The 14,106-nt window shown below is 57.6% G+C and carries 12 protein-coding genes; 2 read left to right on the top strand and 10 right to left on the bottom strand.

Features of this window, described 5'->3' with window-relative positions; translation table 11 throughout:
• Positions 1-33: 33 nt before the first annotated feature.
• The 6 genes from nqrE to QUE75_RS07535 form a co-directional block, all read right to left on the bottom strand.
• On the bottom strand, positions 34-642 hold the full coding sequence (gene nqrE / locus QUE75_RS07560; RefSeq protein WP_058090111.1) for an NADH:ubiquinone reductase (Na(+)-transporting) subunit E: 609 nt from the start codon (positions 640-642) through the stop codon (positions 34-36).
• Positions 642-1,307 (bottom strand): NADH:ubiquinone reductase (Na(+)-transporting) subunit D, encoded by a 666-nt coding sequence (locus tag QUE75_RS07555; protein WP_058090112.1) that lies wholly within the window; start codon positions 1,305-1,307, stop codon positions 642-644. The genes nqrE and QUE75_RS07555 overlap by 1 nt, the downstream gene beginning before the upstream one ends.
• A gap of 2 nt (positions 1,308-1,309) precedes the next feature.
• On the bottom strand, positions 1,310-2,104 hold the full coding sequence (locus tag QUE75_RS07550) for a Na(+)-translocating NADH-quinone reductase subunit C (protein ID WP_061331857.1): 795 nt from the start codon (positions 2,102-2,104) through the stop codon (positions 1,310-1,312).
• Positions 2,097-3,305 (bottom strand): NADH:ubiquinone reductase (Na(+)-transporting) subunit B, encoded by a 1,209-nt coding sequence (locus tag QUE75_RS07545; protein WP_286254821.1) that lies wholly within the window; start codon positions 3,303-3,305, stop codon positions 2,097-2,099. The genes QUE75_RS07550 and QUE75_RS07545 overlap by 8 nt, the downstream gene beginning before the upstream one ends.
• A 4-nt stretch (positions 3,306-3,309) precedes the next feature.
• The gene (locus QUE75_RS07540) at positions 3,310-4,656 is read right to left on the bottom strand and encodes a Na(+)-translocating NADH-quinone reductase subunit A (protein WP_286254819.1); all 1,347 of its coding nucleotides are present in this window, start codon (positions 4,654-4,656) and stop codon (positions 3,310-3,312) included.
• Between the two features lie 235 nt (positions 4,657-4,891).
• Positions 4,892-6,361 carry a glyceraldehyde-3-phosphate dehydrogenase gene (locus tag QUE75_RS07535; RefSeq protein WP_061331854.1) on the bottom strand — a complete coding sequence of 490 codons (1,470 nt, stop codon included), beginning with the start codon at positions 6,359-6,361 and terminating at the stop codon, positions 4,892-4,894.
• A 171-nt stretch (positions 6,362-6,532) separates the two neighbouring features.
• Here QUE75_RS07535 and mfd point away from each other — a divergent pair, with 171 nt between their 5' ends.
• Entirely contained in the window at positions 6,533-10,066 is a 3,534-nt protein-coding gene (gene mfd / locus QUE75_RS07530) for a transcription-repair coupling factor (RefSeq protein ID WP_286254815.1), read from the top strand.
• A gap of 30 nt (positions 10,067-10,096) precedes the next feature.
• Positions 10,097-10,876, top strand: a complete 780-nt coding sequence (locus tag QUE75_RS07525) for a CsiV family protein (protein WP_061331852.1) — start codon at positions 10,097-10,099, stop codon at positions 10,874-10,876.
• On the opposite strand, the gene QUE75_RS07520 is transcribed toward QUE75_RS07525, so the two are convergent.
• From QUE75_RS07520 to QUE75_RS07505, 4 genes are read right to left on the bottom strand one after another with little or no spacing between them, the layout of a single operon-like run.
• Positions 10,860-11,648 carry an S-methyl-5'-thioinosine phosphorylase gene (locus QUE75_RS07520; RefSeq protein ID WP_286254812.1) on the bottom strand — a complete coding sequence of 263 codons (789 nt, stop codon included), beginning with the start codon at positions 11,646-11,648 and terminating at the stop codon, positions 10,860-10,862. The genes QUE75_RS07525 and QUE75_RS07520 overlap by 17 nt on opposite strands.
• The gene (locus QUE75_RS07515) at positions 11,632-12,840 is read right to left on the bottom strand and encodes a mechanosensitive ion channel family protein (protein ID WP_286254811.1); all 1,209 of its coding nucleotides are present in this window, start codon (positions 12,838-12,840) and stop codon (positions 11,632-11,634) included. The genes QUE75_RS07520 and QUE75_RS07515 overlap by 17 nt, the downstream gene beginning before the upstream one ends.
• A 23-nt stretch (positions 12,841-12,863) precedes the next feature.
• A complete protein-coding gene (locus QUE75_RS07510) occupies positions 12,864-13,373 on the bottom strand; it encodes a L,D-transpeptidase (RefSeq protein WP_396631696.1) in 510 nt (169 codons plus the stop codon).
• A gap of 50 nt (positions 13,374-13,423) precedes the next feature.
• The gene (locus QUE75_RS07505; protein ID WP_061331848.1) at positions 13,424-14,101 is read right to left on the bottom strand and encodes a TetR/AcrR family transcriptional regulator; all 678 of its coding nucleotides are present in this window, start codon (positions 14,099-14,101) and stop codon (positions 13,424-13,426) included.
• Positions 14,102-14,106: the final 5 nt, after the last annotated feature.

Here is a 14,106-nt window from a genome sequence, read left to right as displayed (position 1 = left end):
CTTCTCGTAGTTATCCGATGATCCGGGGGCGCATTACAGCGAGATGCCGGAGAACGACATAAAGCCGAGTGACATCAGGCCGACAGTGATGAAGGTAATACCAAGACCACGCAGGCCATCGGGCACATCACTGTACTTGAGCTTCTCGCGGATACCTGCCAGGGCACCAATGGCCAGGGCCCAGCCCACGCCAGCGCCAAAGCCGTACACCACACTCTCACCAAAGTTGTAGTCACGCTCAACCATGAACAGTGACGCACCCAGGATCGCGCAGTTAACGGTGATCAGAGGCAGGAACACGCCCAGCGCTGCGTACAGCGACGGGATGTACTTGTCGAGAACCATCTCAAGAATCTGCACCAGTGCCGCAATAACACCGATGTAGGTCAGCAGTCCCAGGAAGCTCAGATCAACATCTGGGAGTCCCGCCCAGGACAGGGCACCTTCACGCAGAACGGTATTGAAGATCAGGTTGTTCACCGGCACAGACAGAGTCAGTACAACAACCACCGCAATACCCAGGCCAATCGCCGCTTCTACCTTTTTGGAGATCGCCAGGAAGGTACACATCCCCAGGAAGAACGCCAACGCCAGGTTTTCAACGAAAATGGCCGTAACCAGAAGACTCAGATAATGATCCATTAGAAGGCCTCCCGGGTTTTATGGGCTGACATCTTGAAATCAGGCTCTTCAACCTGATCCGGCTTCCAGGTACGCAGTGCCCAGATGCCCAGACCGATGATAAAGAACGCGCTCGGCGGCAGCAGCATCATGCCGTTCGGCACATACCAGCCACCATCGTTAACCGAGGCCAGGATGGTGAAACCAAGCAGTTCACCAGAACCGAACAGCTCACGGAAAAACGCCACGAACAGGATCGCAATGGAGTAGCCCAGACCGTTACCGATACCATCCAGGAAGCTCAGCATCGGCGGGTTCTGCATGGCAAAGCCCTCGGCCCGGCCCATAACGATACAGTTGGTGATGATCAGACCAACGAATACCGACAGCTGCTTGCTGATTTCATAGGCATAGGCTTTCAGCACCTGGTCGACCACGATTACCAGCGACGCAATGATGGTCATCTGTACGATGATCCGGATGCTGTTGGGAATCTGGGTACGAATCAGAGATACCGCCAGGTTTGAAAACCCGGTTACCGCAATAACCGAAGCACACATAACCAGCGTAACGCTCAGGCTGGTGGTAACCGCCAGCGCCGAACAGATCCCAAGAATCTGCAGGGCGATGGGGTTGTTACTGAAAATCGGTTCAAAAAGAACCTTCTTGGCTGATACGTCAGACATGATCAGGCCTCCCCGTCGCGCAGATTTTTCAGGAACGGCGCGAAACCGTTCTCACCCATCCAGAAGTTGATCAGGTTCTCGACACCGCGAGCCGTCAGCGTTGCACCAGACAGGGAATCAATCTGATGCTCGCTGTCCGGATTGGCACCGCCTTTGATCAGGCGGATCTGGGGCTCACTCTTGTCGTCACCGTAGATCTTCTGGCCAACCCACTGGCTTTTCCAGCGAGGGTTGTCTACCTCACCGCCAAGGCCAGGCGTTTCCGCGTGGTCATAGAAGCCCAGGCCTTCGATGGTGTTCAGATCACCTTCCAGTGAAATGAACCCATACAAGGTGGACCACAGACCAGGGCCGTGAACCGGCAGCACCACACGAACCAGCTCACCATCCTCCTCGAGGATGTAAACCGTGGCTGCGTGGGCACGACGACGCAGATTGGCGGTGTCTTGCTCACCCGACAGGCGGGTAGACATGTTTGGATCACCGGCAGCGCGGTACTGGTTGTAGCTCAGTACATCAGGTACGCCAAGCTCTTCCGGGGTGGTGAACCGGCCAGTGCGCAGGTCAACCAGGCGCGGCTCGAACTGACCAAACAGTTCTTCGATACGGGCCCGATTGGCGCCAGGCTCAGCCATGCCGGCGGCCTGAAGGATATTGGACTTGATGTCCAGCTCCTGGTTCAGGGCCTGCTGCGGGCGCAAGGATACAGCGGCAGCAGACACAATCACGGAGCAAACGATACATAGGGCGAAAGCGACCTGAATGGTCTTTCCGACCGTCTCTTTTTTCTTAGCCACGTGCGAGCCTCCGTTTGATGTTGGCCTGAACCACGTAGTGGTCCATCAGCGGGGCGAACAGGTTGGCGAACAGGATGGCCAGCATAATACCCTCTGGGAAAGCCGGGTTGACCACACGGATGAGAATAGTCATCACGCCGACCAGGATGCCAAACATCCAGCGACCGGTATTGGTCATCGCAGCGGATACCGGGTCTGTCGCCATAAACATCATGCCGAAGGCGAAGCCACCCATAACCAGGTGCCAGTGAGCCGGAATGGCAAACATCGGGTTAGTCTCGGACCCGACAATGTTCAACAGCAACGACATGCCGATCATGCCGATCAACACCCCGCCGACAATGCGATAGGAGGCGATCTTCATGGCCAGGAGGACCAGACCACCAATCAATATGGCAATGGTGGACGTCTCACCCATGGAACCCTGAATGTTACCCACGAAGGCATTCATCCAGCCGATCTGGGTTTCCAGTGCTTCCAGGCCGCCAGAGGCAGCCCAACTCAGAGCCGTTGCGCCACTGAAGCCATCAACTGCAGTCCAGACAGTGTCGCCGGAAATCTGCGCGGGATAGGCAAAGTACAGGAAGGCACGACCAGTCAGGGCCGGGTTCAGGAAGTTCTTGCCGGTACCACCGAACACTTCCTTACCGATAACCACACCGAAGGTGATACCCAGGGCCACCTGCCACAGCGGAATGGTGGGCGGGCAGATCAAAGCAAACAGTACGGAGGTTACGAAGAAGCCTTCGTTCACTTCGTGACGACGCACGGTGGCAAACAGCACTTCCCAGAAACCACCCACCACAAAGGTGACGGCATAGATAGGAATGAAGTAGGCCATGCCGTAGACGAAGTTGTCCCACCAGCCGGCACCGGCGCCGGTCACGGCCAGGGCGGTGATAAAGGCTTCACGCAGGCCGCCATCGGCAATCATGGCATCCGGGTTGGCTGCCAGGAAATTGTTGGCCTGAAAACCAATGTTCCACATACCGAAGAACATGGCAGGGAAAGTACACAACCACACAGTGATCATGATGCGCTTGAGGTCTACGCCGTCACGCACATGGGCTGTGGTGGAAGTTACTTTGCCAGGGGTGTAGAAAATGGTATCAACGGCTTCGTACAGGGCATACCAGCGCTCGTACTTACCACCCTTTTCAAAATGATGCTCGATTCCATCGAGAAACTGTCGGATAGCCATCGTATTATCCCTCGATCTCGATTCGGGTCAGGTTCTCGCGGAGAATCGGACCGTATTCATATTTGCCGGGGCACACAAAGGTGCACAGCGCCAGATCTTCTTCATCCAGCTCCAGGGCGCCAAGTTTCTGTGCCACTTCGGTATCACCAACAATCAGTGCTCGCAGCAGCTGAGTCGGCAGGATGTCCAGCGGCATCACCTGCTCATAGGCACCGACAGGCACCATGGCCCGCTCACTGCCGTTGGTGGTGGTGGTGAAGTTGAACAGCTTGCCACCGGTCAGCTTGGACAGGTAGATGTTCAGCACCGAGAACTTGTTGGTGCCCGGAGACAGCCAGCCAATGAACTCACGCTTGGTGCCTTCTTCCAGCACCGACACCTGATTGGCAAAGCGGCCCAGGTAGGCACAGGGGCCGTCACCACGACGACCGCCGAATACCGAGCCTGAAATGGCACGGACGTCGCAATCAGTGGCGATCTCGCCATCCAGCAGTTCCGGCAGGCTGGCACCCAGGCGGGTACGAACCAGGCGGGGCTTCAGGGCTTTAGGGCCACCGATAGCCACAATGCGCTCAGCCGGCACTTCACCGGTCTCGAACAGTTTGGCGATATCGATCACGTCCTGATAATTGATGCTCCAGACAGTCTTGCTGGCTGAAACCGGGTCCAGGTGGTGGATATGGGTGCCCACATTACCGGCAGGGTGCACACCATCGAACTGGTGTACTTCGATGATGTCTGCTTTTGGTACAGACACGTCGGAGCCGGGCTTGCCGGTCACAAATACCTTACCGTTGGTCAGGCGGGAGATGATGGTCAGGCCTTTTTCGAACGCCTTGCTGTTCTCGCCGATAATAACGGTAGGGTCTGCTGCCAACGGATTGGTATCCATGACAGAAACAAAGATGGAGTTCGGTGCGGAGTCGATTTCCGGAACCTTGCTGTAAGGCCGGGTGCGGAACGCTGTCCACAGACCGGATTCAACCAGGTTATCAACTACCTGCTGGCGTTCCAGGCCGGCAAGATCGGAATCGTTGTAGCGGGCATAGGTTTCCGCCTCATCGCCATCCACTTCGATGACAACAGACTGGAACACGCGACGCTCACCGCGGTTGATTTCTTTCACTACACCGGCTGCCGGTGAAGTATAACGAACGCCTTCGGTCTTCTTGTCCGTGAACAGCAGCGTACCGCGCTTGACACGGTCTCCCTCTTTCACAGCCATCGTCGGCTTCATGCCGTTGTAGTCAAAGCCGATCAATGCCACGTGGCGAATCGGTTTGCCGTCAGTAATGGTCTGTTCGGGAGCGCCGCTGATGGGAAGATCCAGGCCTTTTTTGATCTTGATCATTAGCCTCATCCAATCATCAGAAACTTTTCTGTGGATTTTAACGCCCGGCCCCGCCGCTCGGGGGTGAGAATATGGGTGCCAGACATACCCAAAATCGCGCCAATTATAGAGATTAAGGAAACCTATTTCCACCGGTAAGGAAAATGGTTTTATCCCTCCAAAGTAGTAAAAAAGCCCCGGCAGCTCACGCTACCGGGGCCTTTTTGATCCGACTTAACTGAAACAGGCTTAGACTTTAGTCACGTGCCCGCTTCGGAAAGATCGGGTAAGTTACGCCGGCCATCTGATTGACACAGCGGATAACCTGAGCGCTGTAGCCAAACTCGTTGTCGTACCATACGTACAGAATCAGGCGCTTACCGTTGGCGATGGTGGCCTGGGCATCGACAATGCCCGCGTGGCGGGAGCCTACGAAGTCTGTGGATACCACTTCCGGGGAATTCACGAAATCGATCTGCTTCTGCAACTCAGAGTGCAGAGCCATGTCGCGGAGGTAATCGTTCACCTTCTCTACATCCACGTCGGACTTCAGATTCAGGTTCAGGATGGCCATGGACACGTTCGGCGTCGGCACCCGGATAGCATTACCGCTCAGCTTGCCCTTGAGCTCCGGCAGCGCCTTGGCAACAGCCTTGGCCGCACCTGTCTCTGTAATAACCATGTTCAGTGCTGCGCTACGGCCACGACGGCTACCCTTGTGGTAGTTATCGATCAGGTTCTGGTCGTTGGTGTAGGAGTGAACGGTCTCAACATGGCCATCTTCAATGCCGTATTCGTCGTTGATGGCCTTCAGCACCGGTGTAATGGCGTTGGTGGTGCAGGAAGCCGCGGACAGGATCTTGTCTTCGTCGGTAATCCAGTCGTTGTTGATACCATACACGATGTTCTTGATATCACCCTTGCCCGGCGCTGTCAGGATCACGCGACTGACACCCTTGGACTTCAGGTGCAGACCAAGGCCGGCTTCGTCACGCCACTTACCGGTGTTGTCGATCACAATGGCATTGTGGATGTCGTAGGCGGTGTAATCGACCTTGTCGGGGCCATCGGAATAGATCACCTTGATAAAGTTGCCATTAGCGATCAGGGCGGAGTTTTCTTCATCAACGGTGATGGTGCCATCGAAGGGACCATGCACGGAGTCACGGCGCAGCAGGCTGGCGCGCTTTTCCAGATCGTTTTCGGCACCGCCCTGGCGAACCACAATGGCTCGCAGGCGGAGATTGTTACCACCGCCGGCTTTTTCAATCAGGATGCGGGCCAGCAGACGGCCGATACGGCCAAAACCATAGAGCACTACGTCTTTGGTTTCGTTCTGGGCGTCCTGCTCTGACTGACTGGCATACTGGCCAACCACCGGGCCGATTTCACGCTTCAGGAATTCGGTGAGGTCACCGCCTTCAGCCTTGAACTTGACCGCCAGCTTGCCGATGTCCACGTGGGCGCGACCAAGATCCAGCTTGTCCATGGCCTGCAGGATCGGCAGCGTGTCGTGAACGGACAGCTCGCTGTTCTCAACCTGACGAACAAAACGATGGGCACGGATGATGTCGATCACCGACTGGTTGATGATCGCCCGGCCGTATACCGACGTAACAACGTTGTTTTTGCGGTACAGGCGGCCAATCAGCGGGATCATCGCTTCGGCGGTGGACTCTCTTTCTGTCCAGTTGGACAGGTGCTGGTTGATTTGTTCGTGACTCACGGTTGGAACCTCGTATAGCACTGGGAATAATTTTAAGGCGCACATTATCCAACTTAAGACGCCCGACGGCAAATAGCGATTTGTCGGTACCAGCCATGACACTGAAACCCCCGAACGCTAGAATAGCGCCGCTCGGTTCCAGACGCGCTAACTCAGGAGATTTGACAGCTCATGCCCCAAGGTTCCGCCCGTGCGGCCTCACCCGCCCCGTTGATTGCCCCGACGCTGCCGGATAAAAGCGCCGACCACCGCAAATGGGGCCAGCTTCACGGTTGCAGTGACGCCCTGGCCATCTGCGAGAGCGCCAAGCTGCATAAAGGGCTAACGCTGGTGGTTACCCGAAGCACCGATGAGGCCATCCGCCTGGAGCAAGCCATCCGGTTTTTCCTGAACCTGCCACCGGAAGAAGACGGCGCTACGGTGACCGCAGACGGCCTCGAACTGTTGTCGCTGCCGGACTGGGAAACCCTGCCCTACGACCTATTTTCACCCCACCAGGACATTACTTCCAGGCGTATCCGCACCCTGCACCGGTTGCCATCCACACGCCACGGTGTTCTGGTGGTGCCCGCCCGCACCCTGATGCATCGGCTGGCGCCGCCAAGTTACCTACAAGGCAACACCCTGCTATTAAAAGTAGGCCAGAGCCTGGATATCGACAGCTGGCGCATGCAACTGGAGGCTGCGGGATATCACCACGCTGAAAATGTGTATGAGCACGGTGAATATGCCGTGCGCGGGGCGATTCTGGACATCTACCCCATGGGCTCCAACCTGCCCTACCGGATTGACCTGTTCGACGACGAAATCGAAACCTTGCGCACGTTTGACCCGGAAACCCAGCGCTCCATTGACCGAATCGAACAGATCGAACTGCTGCCAGCCCATGAGTTCCCCTGGCACAAGGAGGCCCGCTCCGGCTTCCGCAATCGTTGGTTTGAACACTTCCCCCATGCCGACAAAGACGCTCCGGTCTATCAGGACGTCAGCAACGGCATTACCCCGCCAGGCATCGAATATTACCTGCCATTGTTCTTTGACCAGACCGCCACGCTGTTCGATTACCTGCCGGCCACCACACTGGTGTTTACCGCAGATGGCCTGAACGATGCTGTTGCGGCTTTCGATGCGGAAACCCGGGCCAGGCACGAGGACCGCCGGCACGACCGGCTGCGACCGATTCTGCCGCCGGCCGAGCTTTTCCTGCTACAGGACGAAGTGTTTGGCCAGATCAAGCGATACCCGCGCATCACCTGCACTCCCGACGCCATGGACGGCGCCGGTACTGCCAATTGCGGCGCCACACCGTTACCGGACGTGGCCATGGATGGCCGGGCCGCGGACCCGGCCGGGCGGCTCAAACGCTTTATCAAGGAATTCCCGGGCCGCGTGCTGATTTGCGCCGAATCTTCCGGTCGGCGCGAAGCCCTGATCGAAAACCTGCGGGATCACAAGCTAAAGCCTGTCACCGTCAGCGGATGGCAGGATTTTAGCGAGAGCGATAATGCTGCCCTGGCCATCACCATTGCGCCGATGGAACAGGGAATGGTGCTACCGGAGCAGAACCTGGCCCTGATTACGGAAACCGCCCTGTTCGGCGAACGGGTTCTGCAGCGACGCCGGCGTGAAAAGCCCACGGAAGTGGACGACCACGGCTACCGGGACCTGTCCGAACTGCGTATCGGCTCGCCGGTGGTGCATATTGACCATGGAGTTGGCCGTTACAAAGGCCTGGAAACCATCGACGCCGGTGGCCAGGCCGATGAGTTCCTGACCCTGGAATACGCCGGTGGCTCGAAACTCTACGTTCCCGTTTCCAGCCTGCACCTGATTTCCCGCTACGCCGGCACCGACGAAGAGCACGCGCCCCTGCACAAGCTCGGCACCGACCGCTGGAGCAATGCCAAACAAAAGGCCCTGGAGAAGATACGCGATACCGCCGCCGAGCTGCTGGACGTTTACGCCCGCCGAGAAGCCCGCAAAGGCTTCCAGTTTGAAGACCCGAAAGAGGCCTACCGGGCGTTCGCCGCCGGCTTCCCGTTCGAGGAAACACCGGACCAACAGGTGGCCATTCAGTCGGTGTTCGAAGACATGACCGGCGAACGCCCCATGGACCGCCTGGTATGCGGTGATGTGGGCTTCGGAAAAACCGAGGTAGCCATGCGTGCGGCCTTCCTGGCCACCTGGTCCGGCAAGCAGGTGGCCGTGCTGGTACCCACTACCCTGCTCGCCCAGCAGCATTACGAATCCTTCCGGGATCGTTTTTCCGACACCCCGGTCACCGTGGAACTGCTCAGCCGTTTCCGAAGCGGCAGCCAGACCACTAAAGCCATGGCTGCTATTGAGGAAGGCAAGGCAGACATCGTGATCGGCACCCACAAATTGCTGCAAGGCGATGTGAGGTTCAAGAACCTGGGCCTGGTCATTATTGATGAGGAGCACCGGTTCGGTGTTCAGCAGAAAGAACGGCTTAAATCCCTGCGGGCGGAGGTCGATATGCTCACGCTGACTGCTACGCCAATTCCGAGAACCCTGAACATGGCCATGGGGCACCTGCGGGACCTGTCGATCATCGCCACGCCCCCGGCCCGCCGGTTGTCGGTGAAAACCTTCGTACGTCAGCGTGAAGAGGCTATGGTAAAAGAAGCCATCCTGCGGGAAATCCTGCGGGGCGGTCAGGTGTATTTTCTGCATAACGATGTGTCGACCATCGAGAAAACCGCCGAAGACTTGCGCCGGCTGATCCCGGAAGCCAGGGTGGGCGTGGCCCACGGCCAGATGCGAGAACGGCAGCTGGAACAGATCATGTCAGACTTTTACCACAAGCGTTTCAACGTGCTGGTGTGCACCACCATTGTGGAAACCGGCATCGACATTCCCAGCGCCAACACCATCATCATCGAGAGAGCCGACAAGTTTGGCCTGGCCCAGCTGCACCAATTGCGCGGCCGGGTTGGCCGGTCCCACCACCAGGCCTACGCCTACCTGCTGACGCCACCACCGAAAAGCATCTCCAACGATGCCAAGAAACGCCTGGACGCCATCGCCGAAGCCCAGGACCTGGGCGCCGGCTTCATGCTGGCCACCCACGACCTGGAAATCCGGGGCGCCGGCGAGCTGCTGGGCGAGGAACAGAGCGGGCAAATTGAAAGTATTGGTTTCACCCTCTACATGCAGTTGCTGGATGAGGCGGTAAAAGCCATTCGCGAGGGCCGTACCCCGAATGCGGAACTGCCGTTGAGCCACGGCACCGAAATGAACCTGCGCATCCCGGCATTGATTCCCGACGACTACCTGCCCGATGTGCACAACCGCCTGATGCTGTACAAGCGCATTGCCAGCGTGCAGACCGAAGATGAATTAAAAGAACTTCAGGTTGAGATGATCGACCGCTTCGGATTATTACCGGAACCGGCCAAGAATCTGATCAACCAGACCCGGCTGCGTTTGAAAGCCGAGGCTCTGGGCATCGGAAAAGTGGACGCTGGCAAGGAATGGGTGCGACTGGAGTTCGGTGCAACCACACCGGTGGACCCTCTGGTGCTGGTTAAAAAAGTGCAATCCGCACCGGACACCTACAGGCTGGAAGGCGCCAACAGCTTCCGCTTCCGGCTGAATGATGATTCAACCAGTGGTAAACTCGACGCCATTGCAGCCATGCTCACGGAATTGACGCCGGGCAACAAGCCAGCCAAGGCGTCGTGAGCAAACAATGACTCAGGTGGAGTAAGACTCTTGCAAGCCCAGCATTTCTGTTTACGGCACACAGTGATCGGTGCCCTTCTGGCAGCGGCCTTCATGCTCGCCCCGACCGTCCTGATGGCCCAAAGCCAGTCAGGCAACGCACCCCGCGACTACTACCGGGCCGAGTTCATTATTCTGGAGCGGCTGGTTGACCCGTCCGGTATTGAAGAGAAGATGGCTGGCAAACCGGTTGAGCCCACCATTCGGCCCGACAAAGCCTTGTGGGTGGATCAGGCCGACGGCCGCCGGCAATCCGATCTGCAACTGGTACCGCAGAGCGAGCTGCACCTGAATCAGGCCGCCCGACGCCTTGAAAACAGCGGCAACTATCGGGTACTGGCAGCCACCGGCTGGTACCAGACGTTTCCGCCCAATTACGACGGCGAGCCCCTTGAGATTGCGTTGGGAGACTGGCTGCCGGACGCGGGCCAGCGAGCCGTGGAAGGCCATATCACCATTGACCGGCAACGATTCCTGCACGTGGGCATTCATCTGAATCACTGGATGATTGACGAGAGCACGCCGCGAGTTAGACAAGTAACACAGAATGTTTCAGAAGACGCCATGGAACCTGACGCCTCCGAAGCATCAGACTCATGGCCAGGCACAGAAGGCGGCGCAAGCTTCGGCCTGTCCGAGGCAACCACGCCGGCTTCTCCACTTCAACTGGTCACCTGGATCAGGGAAACCCGCCGCATGCGCAGCGAGGAAATCCACTTCATCGACTCCCCCACGATCGGCGTACTGGTGTTCTTCAAGCGGGTGGAATGAGCACCTCAAGCTGACCAAGACCGGCCATTGAGCGCTCAAGGATCAACCGAACCCCGGACATCCCCTGCTCAATGGCCTCTTCAATCTCGGCCATGGTAATGATGTGGTCGGATTTGCCCGCCGCCCAGTTCACCACCAGGCCCAGACTCACGTAACGCATCCCCAGTTCCGCCGCCAGCACCGCTTCCGGCATGCCGGTCATACCCACGATATCACAGCCATCACGCTCCATTCGGCGTATCTCTGCTGCCGTTTCAAGCCGCGGCCCCTGGGTGGCGCCATACACACCAAAGTCCGAGAACGGCACGGCCGCCTCCCGTGCCGTGGCAACCAGTAGCTCCCGCGCTTCCCGGTCATAAGGCCAGGTGAAATCAATGTGAGTGACGTGCTCCAGCTCGCCTTCAAAGAAGGTACTCGGCCGCCCCCAGGTGTAGTCAATCAGTTGATCGGGAATAACCACATGGGCCGGCCCCATGTCAGGGTGAATACCGCCAACGGCGTTGACACCCACCAGGGTTCGAACGCCGGCATCATAGAGCGCCTGGATATTGGCCCGGTAGTTCACCTGATGGGGCGGAATCCGGTGCGGGTTACCGTGCCGGGACAGAAACATCACCTTCTGTTGCCCCAGCACGCCATGAACCAGAGCGGAAGACGGCTCCCCCCAGCTGGTGGAGACGGTTTCCTCACCCACAATGGTGAGATCACTGAGGCTGGTCAGCCCGGTTCCACCAATGATACCAACCGGCTTGCTATCAGCGACTGCTGTCATTCTTGCTCTCCACCTGTTTGCCTGCGTTTTGCTCCCGATTATCCTCATTTCCCGGCTCGGATACTGACGACTCCTCGCTGTCATTGCCACTAACCTTCACGCCATCGGGAAGGTGCAGTGTGCGGGTCGGGAAGGCCACTTCGGCGCCATGACTTTCGATAATGTCACTGATCTTCAGCAGAACATCCTCTTTGACCTCGTGGAACCGGACCCATTGGGTAGTCTTGGTAAAGGCATAAACCATAATGTCGAGCGATGACGCATTGAAGGCCAGGAAATTCACAATCAGCGTCTCATCGGCCGCAATGTCTTCATGATTCTTGAGCATGTCACGTATTTCATCCACGATTTTCTTCATGGAGTGGACGTCTGCGTAGCGAATGCCGATGGTTTCCGAGATACGGCGGTTGGTCATCCGGGACGGATTCTCCACCGCAATGGTAGTGAAGGCCGCATTGGGAACGTAGAGCGGGCGCTTGTCGAACGTACGAATGGTCGTCAGGCGCCAGCCGATGTGCTCCACCGTACCCTCAATATTCCTGTCCGGGGAACGCACCCAGTCGCCCACTTTAAAGGGGCGGTCCAGATGGATGATAAAGCCACCAAAGAAGTTGGCCAGCAGGTCTTTCGCCGCAAAACCCACGGCAATACCACCCACACCACCAAAGGCAAGAACCCCGGAGATGCTGAAGCCCAAGGTCTGCAATGCGGTCAGAACCGCCGTGATGATGACCACCGCCCTCAGCAGTTTGCTGATTGCGTTCACCGTGGTGTAGTCCATCGGTTTGCGCATTTTCATGGGCGAGGTGAGAATCTTCTCCGCTTCTTTGACCAGCCTGAGCATGGCCCAGACCAAGACCCAGACAAATCCGATCTGCAACAGCGTACCGTTCGCCTTGAAGATTTCAGCATCGGAGAAGTGGTGGGCAACCTCTGCTGCCCAATAGACCCCCTGCAGCCAGATAAACGCCACAACCGGCTTGCGGGCGGCATGGAGCACAGCGTCGTCCCAGAGATTACGGGTGGCACTGAATTTGTTCTCCAGGGCAACGATCACGCGGGATGCAATGAATGCGGCAGTGGCCGTCGCAAACACCAGCATGAAGATCAGAATACCGGCACGCCACCCTTCCGAAAGCATTCCGAAATCTTTTATCCAGCTGTTCAAAATGCTTAATGTTTCTCCGATCATCGTATCCCTCTGAACGTCAGTAATTAAAGAATCAAGACCCGTGTGCCCGGCGCAACGCGTTCAAACAGGTCCGCAACGTCCTGATTGCGCATGCGAATGCATCCATGGGAGCGGGCAACGCCCATAGGCTCGGTATCCGGAGTGCCATGGATGTAGATAAAGCGGCGAAACGTATCGACCCCTGGCCCACGATTACGCCCCCATTCACGGCCGCACAGCCAGAGAATGCGGGACAGGATCCAGTCCCTGTCCGGGTGCGCCGCGGCCAACTCCGGCGAATAACGTTCACCGGTGGGCCTGCGCGCGATAAACACCGTGTTCAGCGGCAGGCCGCGGCCAATCATGGCCCGCACATAGTGTTCACCGCGAGGCGTGCAACCGCTGGCGTTACGCTCTCCGGGACCATTCAGGGCAGTGGATATCCGGTAACGGGCCAACGCCCGCCCGCCGGAATCCACCAGCACCAGGGTCTGGTCGGTGATGGAAATCTCAATGTGCGAGATCGGGCTGGATGGTGTGTGTACAGGGGGCACGGCTCCCTCCGGTTAAAAACCAGAGGGAAGCCTACCCGAGGCGGGGAACCTCAGGCAACAGAGACTTTGCTCTCAGGTGGCGGAGTCAGCAATTTATCGGGCGCTTGCATGCCGGCTGCCAGGAATGGCACCAGCCTGGCAGCAATCTCCTGCACGGAGGTTTCAACGCCCAGTTTGTTCTGCAGGATATCCCGCAAGGCATCACTGCTGGACATGGTGAACGCAGTGGCGCCCAGCATAAACTGTATGCGCCAATAACGATCTACCGCGGTGAGCTCCGGAGTGGCTTCCTTGAGCAGTCGCATGAACCGGCCAAACGGCTGGCTGTATTCCTGCTCCAGAAACTTTCGCAGATGGCCCTGGGACTGGGTGTAGGCCAGGCCCAACAGGCGCATGAAGATGGAAATGCCACGCTCATTGCGCTGTGGCATCCGTATGGCACTCTCAGTAAGCGCCCAGAGGGTCTGGTTTAGCGTGGGGGGATTGCCGTCACACCGCTCTTCCAGGTCGTCGAAGGCGGTTTCCAGAGTCGCCGAAAATGGCGTCAGAAATCGGGCGAAAACCGCGTGGATCAACGCGTTTTTAGACCCAAAGTGATAATTGACAGCGGCCAGATTTACTTTAGCCTTACTGGTGATCATCCGGAGTGATGTTTCGGAGAACCCCCGCTCGGCAAACAGCTCCTCAGCAGCGTCGAGTATGCGGTCAACGGTATCAGACTGCGCCATGTTGT

The organism is Marinobacter shengliensis (assembly GCF_030297115.1).
Classification (GTDB): domain Bacteria; phylum Pseudomonadota; class Gammaproteobacteria; order Pseudomonadales; family Oleiphilaceae; genus Marinobacter; species Marinobacter shengliensis.
Note: the sequence above shows the minus strand (reverse complement) of the source record. Positions and strands in the feature narration are given on the sequence as shown.

Bases quoted from the DNA above. Each gene is read 5' to 3' on its own strand.
- QUE75_RS07505 (WP_061331848.1), bottom strand. From the start codon at position 14,101: ATGGCGCAGTCTGATACCGTTGACCGCATACTCGACGCTGCTGAGGAG.
- nqrE (WP_058090111.1), bottom strand. From the start codon at position 642: ATGGATCATTATCTGAGTCTTCTGGTTACGGCCATTTTCGTTGAAAAC.
- QUE75_RS07515 (WP_286254811.1), bottom strand. From the start codon at position 12,840: ATGATCGGAGAAACATTAAGCATTTTGAACAGCTGGATAAAAGATTTC.
- QUE75_RS07545 (WP_286254821.1), bottom strand. From the start codon at position 3,305: ATGGCTATCCGACAGTTTCTCGATGGAATCGAGCATCATTTTGAAAAG.
- QUE75_RS07520 (WP_286254812.1), bottom strand. From the start codon at position 11,648: ATGACAGCAGTCGCTGATAGCAAGCCGGTTGGTATCATTGGTGGAACC.
- mfd (WP_286254815.1), top strand. From the start codon at position 6,533: ATGCCCCAAGGTTCCGCCCGTGCGGCCTCACCCGCCCCGTTGATTGCC.
- QUE75_RS07540 (WP_286254819.1), bottom strand. From the start codon at position 4,656: ATGATCAAGATCAAAAAAGGCCTGGATCTTCCCATCAGCGGCGCTCCC.
- QUE75_RS07555 (WP_058090112.1), bottom strand. From the start codon at position 1,307: ATGTCTGACGTATCAGCCAAGAAGGTTCTTTTTGAACCGATTTTCAGT.